The organism is Ensifer sp. Root954 (assembly GCF_001429005.1).
Taxonomy (GTDB): Bacteria; Pseudomonadota; Alphaproteobacteria; order Rhizobiales; family Rhizobiaceae; genus Ensifer; species Ensifer adhaerens.
On sequence record NZ_LMJM01000052.1, the window covers coordinates 89368 to 106123 of the forward strand.

General features: G+C 58.7%; 7 protein-coding genes. All 7 read left to right on the forward strand.

The window, feature by feature from the left end; translation table 11 throughout:
• Window positions 1-4 precede the first annotated feature (4 nt).
• The 7 genes from ASE71_RS31135 (at window position 5) to ASE71_RS31165 (ending at window position 16748) form a co-directional block, all read left to right on the forward strand.
• Entirely contained in the window at window positions 5-2566 is a 2562-nt protein-coding gene (locus ASE71_RS31135) for a PD-(D/E)XK nuclease family protein (RefSeq protein ID WP_060522299.1), read from the forward strand.
• A complete protein-coding gene (locus tag ASE71_RS31140) occupies window positions 2559-5714 on the forward strand; it encodes a UvrD-helicase domain-containing protein (RefSeq protein ID WP_060522300.1) in 3156 nt (1051 codons plus the stop codon). Before ASE71_RS31135 ends, ASE71_RS31140 begins: the two co-directional genes overlap by 8 nt.
• Window positions 5714-6880, forward strand: a complete 1167-nt coding sequence (locus ASE71_RS31145; RefSeq protein WP_060522301.1) for a DUF6361 family protein — start codon at window positions 5714-5716, stop codon at window positions 6878-6880. The genes ASE71_RS31140 and ASE71_RS31145 overlap by 1 nt, the downstream gene beginning before the upstream one ends.
• The gene (locus ASE71_RS31150; protein ID WP_060522302.1) at window positions 6870-8738 is read left to right on the forward strand and encodes a phospholipase D family protein; all 1869 of its coding nucleotides are present in this window, start codon (window positions 6870-6872) and stop codon (window positions 8736-8738) included. The genes ASE71_RS31145 and ASE71_RS31150 overlap by 11 nt, the downstream gene beginning before the upstream one ends.
• Window positions 8675-11848, forward strand: coding sequence for a C-terminal helicase domain-containing protein (locus ASE71_RS31155; RefSeq protein ID WP_244496982.1), 3174 nt, complete (start codon window positions 8675-8677; stop codon window positions 11846-11848). The genes ASE71_RS31150 and ASE71_RS31155 overlap by 64 nt, the downstream gene beginning before the upstream one ends.
• A gap of 285 nt (window positions 11849-12133) precedes the next feature.
• On the forward strand, window positions 12134-15331 hold the full coding sequence (locus ASE71_RS31160; protein WP_082620429.1) for an AAA domain-containing protein: 3198 nt from the start codon (window positions 12134-12136) through the stop codon (window positions 15329-15331).
• Window positions 15300-16748, forward strand: a complete 1449-nt coding sequence (locus ASE71_RS31165; RefSeq protein ID WP_060522305.1) for a hypothetical protein — start codon at window positions 15300-15302, stop codon at window positions 16746-16748. Before ASE71_RS31160 ends, ASE71_RS31165 begins: the two co-directional genes overlap by 32 nt.
• Window positions 16749-16756: the final 8 nt, after the last annotated feature.

Genomic DNA, 16756 nt, shown 5'->3' on the forward strand with positions numbered 1-16756 from the left:
TCAGATGCGCCTTTCCCCACTGGAGACCCGATCCCCGACAACCGGCGCGGAACGCCCGGTTACTACCGATCTCCTCGCTGCGACTTTCCTGGTGCCAAGTCCCTCGCCCTACCCTCTCGAGGATGTGCTTAAGGATTTTGTCGCGCCGTGGAGCAGCAGCTACCGGATCGCCGCTGAAGAGGTAAGCCATCTTGTCTCCCTCGCCCTACGGGATCTGGCGGTCGCCACGCCGAGCCTTTCCGTCCAATCAGTTAATGTAGCTACGCTGCCCGATGGCCGGGCGCGCGACCATCTCGCGGCTCTGAAGTCACTCTGGGAGAGGATGAATGACGCCCTTCCCGAAGATCTCCATATAGTTCGGCACATACTCTCCTGTTCCAACGAAGACGCCCTGGAACCGCTGCCCATCATCGGCGCTCCCTGCCCTTTTGAATCTCGTGCTGAAGCCGACCTGCGTTCTCATCTTTCTATGCTCTTCGGCGCACTCCCTTCGTCCACCACCGGCCCTGTGGCCGCCGGGGCGCTCGGTCACGTCCAGCGGCACCTCCTCGACAACAGTTCCCCCACCGCCTCGGATGAGACACTGCTCGCCTTCGGGCTGCGCGACCCACGCGAGGAAGTAGCCTTTGCGGCAGCGCGCGCGCAGGCCCTGATAAGGGCTGGTTACCAGCCACAAGAGATTGGCCTGCTGGTGCCTGAGGATCCAGCCTACCTTTTGCCACTGGAACCCGCCTTTAATCGTGTGGGCTTACCGCTTTCCGGTCTTCCCAGCGAACCATCTCTGCGCGACCACGCGGGGGAGTTTCTAACAAACCTCCTAGCGATCATGCGCGGTCCTGCTCCCCGCCTGGCACTTGCAAGCCTTTGCCTTTCGCCGCTAGCGCCCTGGTCGATCGACGAGGGCCGCGTTTTCGCAAACGAGTACGCCGAAAAAGGTTGGTCACCGTCCGCTCGCTCATTCGAAGGCCGCGGCGCCAAGATCTTCGACGAACTGCGCCCTGTCAGTTCACCCGCGCAGTTTATCGGCAGGTTATACGCGGTGGCTAAGCTTGTGGATGCCGCCTCGCTTGTTCCGCGCATTAACGCGCTCAGGCCGCTGCTCTCCGGTGATAGCATTGATTGGGGCTTACTCAGTCGTGCCGCTGCCCCCTCTGCTCTCGTTCCGGACTCCGAAAAACGCTTTGTGGAGGGTGTCTCCATCTTCGACGAGACCGCGCTTCCCTGGCGCCCGGTCCGACACCTCATCGTGATGGGACTCGCCGGCACGAACTGGCCGCGGCCTGTCTCCTCCAATCCGTTTTTCACGGAAAGCGAGATCGCCCAGATCGAGGCGGCAACCGGTATTAAATTGCCGTCGCGCCGCCGCACCCTTGCTCGCCGGCTCGAGCTCTTCCGCCGCCAGCTCTGTTCTGCCACGGAAGGCGCCACACTCACCGCCTCCGTCCGCGATCTCGAGGGCAAACCGCTCGCTCCGGCGACCGCGCTTTCTTTGGTATCCCGCGCCCTTGGTGCAAAAAACGCTCGAAGCCTCCTCAAGTCGCCGTTGACCCTCGATCAAACTTCGCGTCCGACCAACGGCGTCGTGACCTCGCTCGCCAGCTGGCACGAACGAAACGCCCGGGCGGACCTGCCCCACGAAGGCGAGGTCGCCATCCCTAGCAATCCATTCATGCTCCGGAAATCGGACGGCGGCGCGGTCAGTCCGCAATCGCCTTCACGGCTCGAAACTTTGCTCGTATCGCCGTTTGCGTGGCTCCTTGGCGAGATTGGCGCCGAGGATCGCACTTGGACCCCGGAGACCCTCGACGTTCTGACCCTTGGTAACCTTATTCACGGCACGCTCGAGGGGCTCTTTCCAGAGGGTGCACATGACCTGGATGACGCAACAATCCGAATAGGCTTTCCGGCCGCTTTTGAGGCCGCGATCGCCCGAAACGCGCCGTGGCTAGCGAGCGAGGGATGGGTAGCCGAACGGAGAAATCTTGCACGCGAAGCACTTGAGGTGGCTCTCGCCTGGGGGCGTTTCCTTGCTGACAACGGAGCTCAAGTCCGCCAAGTCGAGACGTCGTTTGCCGGCACCTATCACTTCGGTCTTCCAATCCATGGACGCGCAGACTGCTTGCTCGATCTGCCCGATGGCCGCGTCATCGTCGTGGACCATAAGCGCTCGAGCTCTTCCTCCCGCCGCAAGCGGATGGAAGCGGGAGCTGACCTGCAGGTAGAGTTATATCGTCGTATGATCGCAACGACGCCGGACTTCGCTCATCTCTCGCCGAGTTACATAATTACTGCTTATCACTGCACAATCGACGGGCGGGTCCTGACAGGGCCCGAGGGCGCCGATCTCAAGAGTGCGCGCCCGGTCCCAGGTCCGATCGGGGCGATAGCCGATCAAATTATCGCCGAACGCATAAGCGCGCTCTCTGCCGGCCGACTTTCCCTCAACCGTGCCTCGGATGCCGAGACTTTCGAAAAGACGCTCGGCATCAAAGCCTATGCACTTGATAACCCGCTGATTGCCGGCTTTCTCATCCCCGGCATGAGACTGGAGGAAGCTGATGTCTGACCGCCTCACTCTCGTCCCCGCCGGCGCCGGCTCCGGGAAGACCTATCGCATTGAAACCACGCTCGCCGATCTGGTCGTCAACGGTGATATCTCGGCCGACCGCATACTCGCCGTGACCTTCACAGAAGCCGCTGCGTCCGACCTACGCACCCGGATCCGCGGAGCATTGCTCGATCGGGGGAGAATCAACGAGGCTCTGGCGATTGACCGTGCCTACGTCGGGACAATTCACGCGCTTGGGCTGCGGCTTCTCACTGAACACGCCTTCGCCGCCGGTCGCTCACCTGCGAGTCGCCTCCTCTCAGACTCCGAACGTGACCTACTGATCCGTCTCCAGGTCGGCCGCGGTGCTGCCCTCGCCCCAATCCTGAATGCGCTTCCTCGCTACGGGTACGAGTGGAATCGCAACACACTCGAAACAGGCGAAGAACAGCTGCGCAAAAAGGTGATGCACACCATAGACCTGCTGCGCTCCCTGGGGCAGCGCGGCTTCGCAACCGAGATCATCGATCAAGCTGTTGGCAGGCTGCGCACAAACTACAGCCCGACCAAGGACGCGGCGCGTCTCGAAAAGGCCTTGTCCCGTGCTGTGGGCGCACTGCTTACCTCATTTCCCGAAAGCATCGCCAACACTGTACACGCCAAAACCGCCAAAGAAGCATTCGACAAGGACTTTGACACGCTCCGGCACGCGTCGCGAGCTGATAGTCTTACCCATGACTGGTCGCTCTGGCAAAGGTTGCGGGGGCTGAGGCTGTCAAACAGCAGAACTAAAACGCCGGAGGGCTACGACCGCCTTGCCAGCGCGGTTATCGCCGCCGCCGATGAACTTCGGCACCATCCTGGCCCTCTAAAGGACGCCGAGATCCACTTTACAGCTCTTGTGCACGGTGCTCAGGAGATCATGGCGGCCTATGAAGCTGAGAAGCGCACCCGTGGCCTGATGGATTACGCGGACATGATCGTTGAAACCGAGGCACTGCTCTGCGCGCGCCCCGACATTCTCAATGCGGTGCTGGCCGAGATCGACTGCGTGGTGATCGACGAGTTCCAAGACACAAACCCGGTGCAATTCGCCATGCTCGGGCGTCTCGCTGCCCTTGCGCCGCGCGCGCTGATCGTGGGAGATCGTAAACAGGCGATCATGGGCTTTCAGGGCGCTGACCCGCGTCTGTCGCAGGCACTTGACGCCGCCCATGCTAGTTGCGTCGAGCCCCTAACTCAGAACTGGCGATCCGATCCGAGGATAATGTCTCTCGTTAACGCGATCGGTCCTGCGCTTTTTCCCGAGGGCTACGATCCACTCTCTCCAACCCGAAGGAAAACGGGTCAGACAGCAATCGAATTTATCGAATTCGAAGGAAAAAAAGGAAAAGTCTTCGAAGGAATCGCCGCTCATGCCCGCGAGTTGCTCGACGGTAAAACCCTAGTTGCCGATCGAGAGACGGAAGGACTGCGCCCTATACGGCCGGCGGACATCGCGGTTCTAGTCTACACGCATCTAGATGCCGCAGAGGTCGGCAAGGCACTACGCGATTTCGGGCTTCCCGTGCGCCTGCCGGAAGATGGCTGGTTCCTCTCTCAAGTCGTCCAGGTTGTTAGGGCAGCGCTCGCCGTTGCCGCCGACCCGACGGACCGCTTCGCGACTCTCCTTCTGCTCTCTCTTGGTCCCAGTCGGATGCCCCTGGACCTCTCATTGCCCGCTGCGATTGACAACAAACTCCTTCAAATCGACTGCGTTCGCAGACTTGCCGATTTCGCCGATAACGCTCGTAACCTTACTGTCTCAGCCGCCCTCCCTCATATCCTCGAGATCGCCGGCATCGAGGACTGGATCGCGACGCTCCCCGAGCGCGCGGCGGCGGAGGCTGACCTCGGTCGTCTTTTCGCCGAAGCCACATCGTTCGATCGTGCTGCGGCTGGACTGCGTGAAGCTGCGGGTTTTCACGGTAATTCTATTCAATCCTTTCTCGGCTGGCTTGCCGATCAGGCCGAACGGGGACTCGACTATCGCCCCGACCGCGAAGGATGGGAGGTCGAAGGCATCGAAGTCTCGACCTGGCATGCCTCCAAGGGACGCGAGTGGCCGGTTACGATCGTCGGAGGCATGGATTTCGTCATCCCGGCACGCGGCAATATGATGCGTGCTGAGTTCGCATCTTTCGAAAAGCTCGACGCCGTGCTCGAGGGCGCCGGGCTAAGCTGGTTTCCGGCCTTCGACTGTCCCGAGGCGCAAGCTGCCTTCGCCGAGAACCGCATCGCAGAAGATGAAAGAGAAGCGGCCCGGGCTCTCTACGTCGCACTGACACGTGCTCGCGATCGGTTGATTCTGGCATTACCGTCCAAGCAGGGCAACGCTGACGAGCGTCCAAAGACCATGGCCGATCTACTACGCCGTCGCACCGGTCTCAGCTTTGATGCTGGCACGCTCACGGTTTGCGGCGTAAAGCTCCCCGCGATCTGCCGCATCATTCCAAAGGACACCGAATACAACTACCCCGAGCTTCCAGAGCCATCCGGCGTTCACCAGATTTGGGGCCGTCGCGCGCCCTTGCCGACGGCTGAGCGCACGACCTGGCGCACAAGCCCTTCAAGCCTCGCTGCCCAGAACGGTACTTCGATTTCGGCCTTGACCCATATCGATCTTGGTGCCCCTGCCGGCAGACAGGTGTTTAAATCCGCCACGGACCGAGGCACGGCCTACCACCTCGCTTTCCGCACCCTCGCGGAAAGACCCGATCTTGCCATCCGACTCCCAGCTGCTACGGGTCTGTCGAACGAAACGATTACTGCTATCGATAAGCAGGCCCACGCGCTCCGCGCCTGGCTCGAAAGCCTGGGCTTCAATCGCCTAAGCTTCGAAGTGCCGCTTCAGGTTCGCGCCGATGACGGTTCAGAGAACAACGCCATAATCGACCTCCTTGCGGAAAGCCGAGATGCGCTCGTCATAGTCGATCACAAGACCGGTCCTTGCCCCGATCCCGAGGCAAGGTTTGGAAACTACCTGCCCCAGCTTGAGGCCTACGCAAGAATGCTCGCTGCCAAATACCCCGACAAACCCGTCCGCTTCCTCGCCATCAATTGGATGGATGAGGGGCAAATCAGCTTTGTCAGCACGGCCAACCTAATAACAGAGAAAGCCGCCTGATGTCTTACCTTGCCTGGATCGACTTCGACCCCGAGGAACGCCGTCGTGCCCAAGCTCTCATCGACCTCTTCAAGCAACCGGAGGCGCGCGACGAACTAGGCCTGAGCACCGTCCGGGACGGAATTTCTGACCTTCTCTTCCCTGGGACCAGCACCATCCAGACGAGACTGCGCTATATGCTTTTTATTCCATGGATCTACCGCGAAGCCCAGGGACGCCGGATTACGCAAATTGAACGCGCAAAATTCGTTCGCGAGGCCGAATTCCGGCTCAGTGAAGCTCTTCTGAAGGGCGGCGAGACGATTGGTGTAATCGGGCGCGAAGCAGGACGTGGACTCAAGCGATTGCCTTCGAGCGTCTATTGGGCGGGGCTGGCCGCCCTCGGTATTCGGCTCATGAGCGGCACGCAGCGAAGTTGTCTTGCCTTTGGCCCGGACGGCTTGAGCGATCGCGATATGCCAATTTGGTCCCCGAGCCTTCCCGAGCGGCCTGCTGATCTTTACGAGGCAACCACCTTCAATCTTACCACCGAGGAGGCCGAATTTCTTCGTGATCGGATTGCAAACCGCGCCCGTGGAAGCCTGTTCGCAGAACTCGCAGGCACAGGTGAAACCTTCCAGCAGGACTGGGTCTGGAGACTGACGCACAAAGCCATTTCGAAGGCAAATCGGGAAATTCTCCGTCATGCTGAGCGTTTCTCGACCATGATGTATGGCGCCAGCCTTCTCTACAACCTCATGCTCGCAGAGCGAGCAAAAGGCCGTTCAAAAGCGAAAATGCACCCAGCGGCTGCGGGACTCTTTGATGAATATGAGGATGGCATTCGTCGATGGAGCGCCGAGATGGAATCGCTCGCTTTCGACGACTGGGACCTAGGGGAGCTGTTTAGTCTCGTCGGCCGAACCAGTCACCGACTGCATGAGCGCACGCGCAGTTTCGTGATTGACTGGGCCACAATCGCGATCCCAAACGCTCAATCAATCGCAACACTACCGGAAGCTCGCGACCTCCTGCGTCGCCGAGAGCGCTCACTCAAGGGTTCCAAAGCGCGCCTCACAGAGGATGCACCTCTCGATCGCTGGTCGGGCGCTTCGGCGAATTATCGCCTCGGGTTCCGCTGGAACATGGCGCGCAGCTATCTTGGAGAACTCGCAGATGCCGGCTGAAGGTTTTTTCGACCCGGACCATCGCCAACTGTACACTGATCTCCTGCGTCCGCCGGAGGGCTATCGTTTCGAAGATGCCATCGCTACGACCTACTCGCTCGATTTCGAAACTGCATTGGTGATCCCAACATCGATCGTATTCCGCGATGCCGAGAACCGCGAGGAGATGCTGGCAAATCCAATGGCCCTCCTTGAGGGGGTCGAACGGATGGCTGGACGCCTGGCAATTTACTGTGATCGCGGCATGATCAAGGGGGCCCGGCCCGACGCGGCTCGCCTTATGGCTCTTTACGAGAACACGATCACCGAGGTGAGCGCTCCAGGCGGAGGCGCATTTCATCCCAAAATTTGGTGCGTGCGTTTTCGTTCTGATACGCCTGACGACTTCGTCCGGATGCGCCTCGGGATTCTTTCGCGCAACCTTACAAGCGACCGCTCTTGGGACCTTTGTCTCTGCCTCGACGGCGTCGTAGGCAGCACCGCAAATCCGTCGAACGCGCCGCTCGAGCGATTGTTACGCAAGCTCCCGGAACTTGCGAATGTGGCAACTCGTCCTACTGCGCCTGTCTTCTTGCCAGCCCTGCTTAAGGACTTGCAACGATGCCATTGGGAGCTACCACTTGGCGCTACCCGCGTGGCCTTTTCGGTCAATGGTCTTGGTGGTGACACCTGGTCGTTGCCCAAGGGTGAACGCCTCGCCATTCTCTCGCCTTTCGTATCGGACCAGGCACTAACGGCGCTCCGAGATGGAGTCCCAGAAGAAAACCCATGCCACCTCATCGCCCGCTCGGAGGAACTCGATTGTCTGTCGCCGGAGGTGCTCGGACGCTTCCGTGTTCACACCCTGGATGAAAGGGCCACCGAAAACGATGGCGAGGACAATGAGGCTCGGCCGTCTGTTGACCTCGAAGGACTACATGCGAAAGCCTATGTCGTGGAACGACGACAGCGGCTGCAGATCAGCATTGGCTCGGCCAACGCGACGACTCCCGCTTTGTTACCACAGACAGCCCACAAATCGAATATCGAGGTGATGGCCAGCCTCGAGGGGCCGATCAGCCGCATGGGGGGGATCGATAACGTCCTGTTTTCAGAATCATTCAGCAAGCTTCTCGCTGAATATGTGCCCTCCGATCCGCCCGTCAACGACGACATCCGTGTGGCCGAACGTCTCCTCGAGAAACTCAGATATGAAATCGCTCGGCTCGCCTTGGAGCTTCATTGCCGGGAAGAAGGTGATTTGGTCTGTCTCACTCTCGTTTCGGCCGGCCAAGCGCTTCCAATCGCGCTCCCCGACAATGTGACCTGCAGCATCCGGCCGCTGACACATGAGAATACCGTAGGGTTCGATGCGAACGCATTTCTCCAGGGCGAAAGTGCGAGCCTTGATCTCGGAGAACTGGCGCTCGGAGATCTCACACGATGGCTTGGCCTCGGGTTACGGCATGAGCCCTCAGGAACGCAACTGCACTTCACGCTCGGTGCCCGGCTCATTGGGCTGCCGGAGGGACGGGATGCTGCTGTCCTGAGAGCGATGATTGCGAATTCTGAGAATTTCTTTCGCTATCTCAGTCTCCTTCTAGGTACGCTTGGCGAGGGAATTTTCGGAACCGAATCCACCGGCGAGGGACAATGGGCGCGGCAACTTGGCCGACCTGGCTCATCGCTTCTGGAGCCACTCGTGCGGGCCCTTTGTCAGGGCGGCCCGGAACTCGAACAAATCGACCGCCTGCTCCAGCGACTGGAAGACCCCACGGGCGGCGCCAGCATTGTTCCCAGCGAATTTCTCGAACTATGGGAAAGCTTCGTACCCTTCGTGAAGACGAACAACAAAAAGAAGAAAGGACGAACGCGGTGAAATATCGGGCCGACGAGCATCTAAAACTTCTCAAACCCTTCCAGCGCGCGACGACAGACTATGTCTTCCGGCGCCTCTTCACTGACAGCCATCCTACCGGGCAGTTCCTCGTGGCCGATGAGGTCGGGCTTGGCAAGACCATGATCGCGCGCGGCGTCATCGCCAAGGCCATCGAAACGCTCGTCGGCAAAGTCGAGCGTGTTGACGTCGTCTATATTTGCTCAAATCAGGCAATTGCCGAACAGAACCTTAAGTCGCTCAACGTAATCGGCGCGGATGTCAGTCCATTCAACACTCGTCTTACGCTGCTGCCGCTGCAGCTGGAAGGCAAGAAGGGTATCGCCGCCCGCAAAATCAACCTGATAAGCCTCACTCCCGGAACTGCGCTCGACCTCAAATCCTCTCTCGGCACCGCGGAAGAGCGCGCACTCATCTTCGAGATGCTACGCAAGACCATCGGTCTCAGGCACGTCGGAATCCGTCGGATATTCCGCGGTGGCGTCACCGACGAGAACTGGCAAGGATGGATGGCGCGAATGCAACGCCGAGACGATATCTCGCAGACTATCCGCACTGCTTTCGTGAATGCCGTGAGCCCGGAAATCCTCGGCCGTATCCGTGAAGCCGCGGCCCTCGCGCGCACCCGCGTGAAACCGGACTACCGCGACGATCTGCGTCCCGCCCGCCTCATTGGCGAGCTCCGACGCATCTTGGCGCGGATCTGCGTTGACGCCCTGCAGCCCGACCTCATCATCCTCGACGAGTTTCAGCGTTTTGCCGAACTTCTGCACGAGCACGACGAGACACAAGCACCCGAGAAGGCGGCTGCCGCGGAACTGGCGCGAGCGCTTTTTTCTTATAGCGACAATTGCGGGAACTCGGCTCGCCTACTCCTCCTTTCGGCCACGCCCTACAGGATGCTCTCCCGCAGCACTGACGACGCTGAGGAAGGCGACCATTACGCCGACTTTCTTCGTACTATGCGCTTCCTCTTTGGCGATGCGGAGGGTGCAGCACGCGCTGAAGATCTGAGGCGAGAGCTCGTCGCCTTCCGACGCACTCTACAATCTTTGCCCGAGGCTCACGCGGCGGCGCGCGATAACCGCGACCGTGTACAGACGATATTGCGGAAAGTCATCGCCCGGACAGAGCGCGTGCGCCTTACTGAAGATGGAAATTCCCTCATCCTGGAACACCGCCCCAAACTTGCGATCGATCCAGATGATCTCAGCGAAGCGAAAGCGGTGGCACGCGTGGCTCGCCTCGCAGATGCGCCGGGCCTCGTCGAATTCTGGAAGTCAGCCCCTTACCTTCTGAACTTCATGCGGGATTATAAGCTGCGCACAAAGCTGCAGGAGAGAAAACTCGCTCCCGCGGCGGAGCTGAAGCAGGCGCTCCGCGAAGCGCAGCCATTCATGATCACAAAAGAGCAGGTAGAAGGCTACGAAGCGATCCCCCCGCGTAACGCCAGGATGCGGGCGCTTCATGAGACAACCTTCCGCGATGGGCTGGAGCATGAGTTGTGGCTTCCTCCATCTCGTCCTTCCTTTGGTTCCCCGAAGGCTGCAACCAAAACGCTCGTCTTCTCCGACTGGTCGATGGTTCCCGAGGCCATTGCCGCGCTCCTTTCTCACGAAGCAAGCCGCCGGATGGGCATGACCAGAGAGATGGCGAGCCGGGCCAGTCGTCCGATCGGCCTTGAAGACATGCTTCCAATATTCTATCCAAGCGCGACTCTCGCGGCGCTTATCGACCCCCTTGAACTTGAGGCTCACTTCGGACGCGCTCATAGCTCCCTCGACCTTCGCGACCAAGCGCGTCGCGCCCTTTTCGAAACACTTGAACCGGCCCTACTTTCTCACCTCGCTGAGGATCGACGGCTTGCTGTCCTTCGGCTTGATCGAGAAAAGGGGTGTGACACGGACTGGCGACAGGTTCCAGCTCTCGAGTCGGACGAAGAACAAGACGAGCGCGCATCGGCTCGCGCTATCAAAGCGATCAGCGACGCGTTCAAAGCCGAAGTGGCGCCCGGCCACGCCGAGCCGGCTATTGTCGACCTCCTAATCGACCATGCGCTTGGGTCACCTGCAACGTGCGCGCTGAGAGCGCTTGGTCGCTTCGCGCCTGAGCTCCCCCTCGACGATCCGGATCTCATTGCCGCAGCCATCGGTATCGCTCTCAGCTTTCGCAGTCTCTTCAATCAGCCTGAGAGTCGCGCACTACTCGCTGAGACATCCCCCACCAACTACTGGCGTGACATCCTGTCATATTGCCTCGACCATGATCTTTCCGCTGTACTCGACGAATATATCCACCTCATTGTCGAGAGCGAACGCCTTCAAGATGTCGCCCCGAAGGATCGAGTACGTTCCATCGCGAGGTCGATCATCAACGTGGTCGCCATGCGCCCTGCCCAGATCATGCTAGACCATTGGAGCGCCGGCCGTACACGCTTACGCGAACACAGTTTTGAGGTTCGTGCGCGCTATGCCATGCGCTTCGCTACCAAGACCGAGGACGAGAAGGGTATTCGCCGGACCGGGATCGTCCAGGCAGCGTTCAAATCCCCATTCCGTCCGTTCGTCCTAGCGACGACTTCGATTGGACAAGAGGGACTTGACTTTCACCCTTATTGTTCCCGCGTCGTCCACTGGAACCTCCCCCGTAACCCTGTTGAGATCGAGCAGCGCGAGGGTCGCGTTCATCGCTACAAGAATCACGCGGTGCGAAGGAACGTCGTGTCGGCATTCGGCACGGTCGTTGGTCAGCAAGGTGGTTCGAAGCACGACCCATGGAGTGTCATCTTCGAAGCCGCGCGCCTTCAGGAAGTTGCCAACGGTGAGACGGGCGATCTCGTTCCATTCTGGCTTTATCCAGGCGATGCCAAGATCGAGCGTGTGGTTCTCCTTCCTCCTTTCAGCCGTGAAATTGAGCGCTACGACGAGCTGAAGTCCTCAATCGCGAACTACCGTTTGGCGTTCGGTCAACCTCGGCAGGATGAACTGCTCGAGCTTTTTGCCAAGCTGCCGCAAGAGGCGAAAGACAAACTGGCCGAGCTGCAGATCTCCCTCAGGCCGACGTCCCCTGAATCTGTTGATGGGGTTGGCTGATCCCCACGCCAGCCTCGGCCTAGCTGGGTAATATCAACTGGGCGGTAATTCACTTGTCACACGGTCACAACCCAGATGAGGTGATCGGGAAAAATTATAACTGTGCATACACAAGCTGATCTCCGAACTCCTGTGTCTAATGCCAAGTGATTTTGTTAGCGTTCTCAAAATTCTGGGCTGGTGGCGACCCGTGAATCAACTTTTAGTTTAAGCGTGCACTTTGGGAGGCATCGAAGAATGTCGCACAATCACAGATAGATCTTCTCAGGGTATCCTGGAACAAATTTGTACACGGTTCTGCGCCGGGATCTCGACGGGCAGGCGGGTTGTTCGGGCCGAATTTCAATGCTTCCGGAAACGGTAAAAAGACTTCTCTCTCTGTCGGTAAAAGGAATGTCCAACGCACAAATACTTGGGCGTATTCGGCATGCTGGACTGCCCGTCAGCCCGGACGAAATCATGCACTCTCTGGTCGAGCTGCAACGCAACGGCGAGGTCATTCTGACAGAAGGTCGCCGGTGGGTACTTTACCGCGGAACCAATGACCATACGGCCGCCGCCGCTAGCACCCTTGGTAGATCGGGAGGAGCAGTTGTTGGCAATGTACTCCAATCGGTGACTTTCACATATTTTGCACGCCAAGCTGAGGTGCAGTCCCCCTTGGAGATGCCCGTCACCAGCAAGGGAGCGCTGCCGGCCTGGTCCGACCTGCTCGGTTACTATGAATCGACGCAGAGGCTCGATCCCAGGGGCCAGGTCGAACAGTTTGCGGACCGGCATGGCATTCAGTTCCAGCTCATTTTCTGCGAGGGCTCCTGGTGGCAGGAAGGAGAGCTTACCGTCCACGAAGATCGTCTGCCTGCAGCGTTCAGGGAAGCGTTGACCAAACGCGGTAACGAGACTCTTGCTCTAGGATATGGGACGGGTGTTGTTACGCTCCAAGGCGTCCCCACGTTCATGCCGGCGTTGCTGCTGCCGGCTGTCGCTAAGTTCTCGTCGGGCAGTCTGTCGATCGAACTCACCTCCTCACAACCCGTCTTGAACCCCAAATGGCTTAGCCACTTTGCGAAGAGAAGTGCCTATGCCACGGAGGATTTCAAGGAGCGGCTGTATGCCAACGGAGAAGACTCCAGTCTTTCCGAGATCGCCAACGTGATGCGAAATGCACTGGCGACGCAGATCATCGGCCATTTGCAACCAGCCAGACTGTCCAGTGCCCTGCATCTGGACCGGGCAGGCATCTCCAACACACTCGCCATCTATCTTCCCGACGATAGCAGTTTCACACGTGCCACCGCATCGAACCTGTCTACATTGCGAGGATGGGTACAGGACTATCGGGCGCCGACTGCACTTTCACATCTGTTAGAGTATCAGCACTCTGGTGACACACAGCAAGCCGTAGAGGTAATCAATCCTTTGCCGCTTACTGCAAACCAGCTCGAAGCAGCAAATATCGCATTACGCTCCAGGCTGACTGCAATCCAGGGCCCACCGGGCACGGGGAAGAGCCAGGTCATTGTTTCTCTGATCACATCGGCAATCCTGCAGAACAAGAGCGTACTGCTAGCCTCACGGAATCATCAGGCCGTTGACGAGGTTGAGCGACGGTTAAATGCGCTGGCCGAGGGGCGCACGGTGATCGTGCGTACACGCGATTCGGAGGGAGAAAGGGATGTTAATTTCCTCCAGGCTCTTAGAGAGATCGCATTCGGTCACGCATTGCCGGTCGCCGCGTCGAACTTGGCGAACGATCTTGGCTCTGTCGAAAAAGCAGCGATGCACCGCCGGAAGACGTTTGAGACAGTTGCGGAACATGAAGCCATAAGCCTAAGGCTTTCCCAAGCGATCGAGCGACTATCCGCCATTCAGGACGAACTCCCCGGCATGCAGGCGCCGAAAATCGGGTGGCTTCGGCGGCTTGCATTTATTCTCAAAAAGCTCGTGCTTCCATCCCGTAACCTGGGATTGGAAGGCTACGATTACTACGGGCTTCGCCTCGCCATCGATGAAGATCTGCGTAGCCTCAAGAGTATAGAGCTTATTCCGGTCCCGGCCGGTACGGAGGAGGAAGCGTTATCCGAGGAAGTGGCGCGCCTTTTGCCGGCGAAGCTCGACAGCATCATGAATGTCAGCGAGGAGGAGCGACTACAGGCGGCCGCATGCGTTAAATCGCTCGACTTCGACGGTGTGAAATCGGTTGACCGCATTGCGGAAGAAGAAGCCCGGCTTATAGTCGCAAAACGGCCGATCTGGGCATCTACGACCCTCTCGGTCGCCAAACGCATCCCGATGATTCCGTGTCTATTCGATTACGTCATCTTCGATGAAGCGAGCCAGTGCGACATCGCCTCCGCGCTGCCGTTAATGGCGCGGGCGCGCGCAGCAATCATCGTAGGCGATCCGGAACAACTTACATTCATTCCCACTCTCAGCCTGCATCAGGAAAATGCGCTGATGGATGCGGCCACTATTCCTAAGTCGAGTCGCCCATCGATAGCCCAAAGCATCAATTCGCTTTTCGCTTTTGTTTCAAGTCAACCCGGGTGCAGATCCATCATGTTGCGCGACCAGTTCCGTTCCGCACCTGAAATCGTCACCTATCTGAACGATGTCTTCTACAGGGGCAAGCTTCAGGCGCAACGTGCCGAAGCCGATCTTCGCGCGCCGTCGAGCTACAGGCCGGGACTGCACTGGGAGGACGTCCCCGGACACGTTCGTATTTCAGCAGATGGCGGTGCAGTCAACACGGCCGAGGCCGACGCAATTACCCATAAGGTTCTGGAACTCATCGGCGGCGGCTTCCAAGGAAGCATCGGCATAGTTTCCCCCTTCAATGCCCAGATTGGGCTGCTTAAAGCCCAAATTCATGCCGCGATCCCCAAAGGGGACCGGCAAAGAACTGATATCAAAATCGCGACTGTCGACAGCTTCCAGGGCGGAGAGGCCGACGTCGTGCTTTTTTCGGTTGTCGTCGGACCGGGAGCTCCGCAGTCGCAGGCCGTGTTTCTGCGTCGCGACAAGCGTCGGTTCAACGTGGCGGTGAGCCGAGCGCGCGCGGTCTGCATTGTGTTCGGAGATCTCGCTTTCGCCCGCTCATCCGATATTGCCCATTTGCGAATTCTGGCCGAACGGGCGACCGCCCCTCCGCGCCAAGCCTCAGACCTCTTCGAAAGCCAATGGGAGCGCATAGTCGACGCGGCGCTCAGGCAGCGCGGTTTCGACCCACTTCCGCAATATCCCGTCGGTCGTCGCCGTCTGGATTTCGCGCTGTTTAACAAGTCCAAGAATATAAAGCTGAATCTGGAGATCGATGGCCGCCGTTGGCACGTCGATCCCGACGGGATGAGAAAAAAATCTGACCTTTTGAGGGACCTGGAAATGCAAGGGCGCGGATGGAAAGTCCGCCGATTCTGGGTCCATGAACTTGACACTAATTTGGAGGCATGCCTTGACGCCGTCGAACGAGACCTTGAGCCCTGAGCTGCCGGTCAATCGCAAATTCACGCTCATTACATGGCTGACGGTGCTGGTCGGTCTGGCAACAATTGGCGTCTACATCGCGGTTTTTCTGCAGGTGCAAGCGAACCTCTCAGAAATCAAGGAGGTTCGGCGGCTCTCGACGGACCTGACGAACCGTGAGGCCAGCTTTCTGCAACTGAAGAACTCGACACCCGGGCTGGAAGAAAAGGTTAAGGAACTCAACAGTGCGATTGCCGCGAAGGGATCGGACCTCGCCAACCTCACAGAAAAAGTGGCGTCGGCAGAAGCATCGCTGAAGAAGTCGCAGGAGGCGATGGCCGAGGCAGAGGCCAAAACCGCAGAGCTAACCAGTGCCGCTGATAAAGCTCGGCGCGACGTTCAGGCTCTTCGGAGTGACAAATCGGACCTTGAGGCCTCGCTGGCCAAGCTCAAGAATGATACGCGCAACGCCCAAACTGCCGCTGATCGAGCTGCCAGTGAGCGGCAATCACGCGAGGGCACCTTAGAGGACATTAACGACAAGGTTGAAGCTGCCGAAAGACAGCGCGAGAGCAAAGAAAACCAGCTTGACGAACTCGATTCCGACGTCGCCAGTCGGAAGAAGGAAGTTCAACGTTTCGATCAGGATATTCAGGCTGCGCAGGAGAACCTTGCCAGGATAAAGGCGGATCTAGCGACCGCTCAAGGCGCACGCGATGGAGCAGACCAGCGACGCGCGGAGGCCGAGAAAGCAACTGAAGATCAATTATCCAAACAGGCCGACTTAAGTACAGTCATCGAGGATCTCAGGAAACAAAAGGAAGGTCTTTTGCCAGCTCGAGCCGAATACGAAAATCTGGTCAGTGACAAGGCGCGGCTGAATGGAGAGCTCGGTGGATTGTCCGAGGCGATCGCTGCGTTGAAGCAAGAGCAATCGGACCTTTTGGACGTGTCCGCCAAGCTTGACACAGCGCACAAAGCTCTTGCCGAGAAGCGGGTGGAAGTTTCGAACGCCACTGCGGCACTCGAGCCGCTGCGCAAGGAAGAACAAGGCCTCGTGACCTCCGTCGCCGCCCTGAAGTTGCAGCAGGAGAAGCTCATCTCAGTAAACGACACTCTTGCCGCACAGCAGCAAGACCTTGTCAGCATGGAAGAGCGGATTAACTCAGCCAAGAGTGAAATACAGCAGAAGTCTAAGGATTTAACTGACCTTCAGTCGCAAATCGCCGCCGCGGCTGCCGCTCGCGACCAGGCGGAAGCTACGGCTGCAAAGCTCGAGGGGCTCAAACCCGAAATCGCACAGCTCGAGGCTCGCAAAGTGAATCTTAACCAGCAGATCAAGGACCTCGCTCAGGCGGTCGAGGTCGCGCGTGCAGCGCTGCAAGAACTAGAGCGGTCCCAGCCTGTTGATCAGGCTACGCCAAATCAAACGGAATAATAACTGAA

What these genes read in the sequence shown, in the direction of transcription:
- ASE71_RS31155 (WP_244496982.1), top strand. Translation starts at nt 8,675, where the DNA reads ATGGGAAAGCTTCGTACCCTTCGTGAAGACGAACAACAAAAAGAAGAA.
- ASE71_RS31145 (WP_060522301.1), top strand. Translation starts at nt 5,714, where the DNA reads ATGTCTTACCTTGCCTGGATCGACTTCGACCCCGAGGAACGCCGTCGT.
- ASE71_RS31150 (WP_060522302.1), top strand. Translation starts at nt 6,870, where the DNA reads ATGCCGGCTGAAGGTTTTTTCGACCCGGACCATCGCCAACTGTACACT.
- ASE71_RS31135 (WP_060522299.1), top strand. Translation starts at nt 5, where the DNA reads ATGCGCCTTTCCCCACTGGAGACCCGATCCCCGACAACCGGCGCGGAA.
- ASE71_RS31140 (WP_060522300.1), top strand. Translation starts at nt 2,559, where the DNA reads ATGTCTGACCGCCTCACTCTCGTCCCCGCCGGCGCCGGCTCCGGGAAG.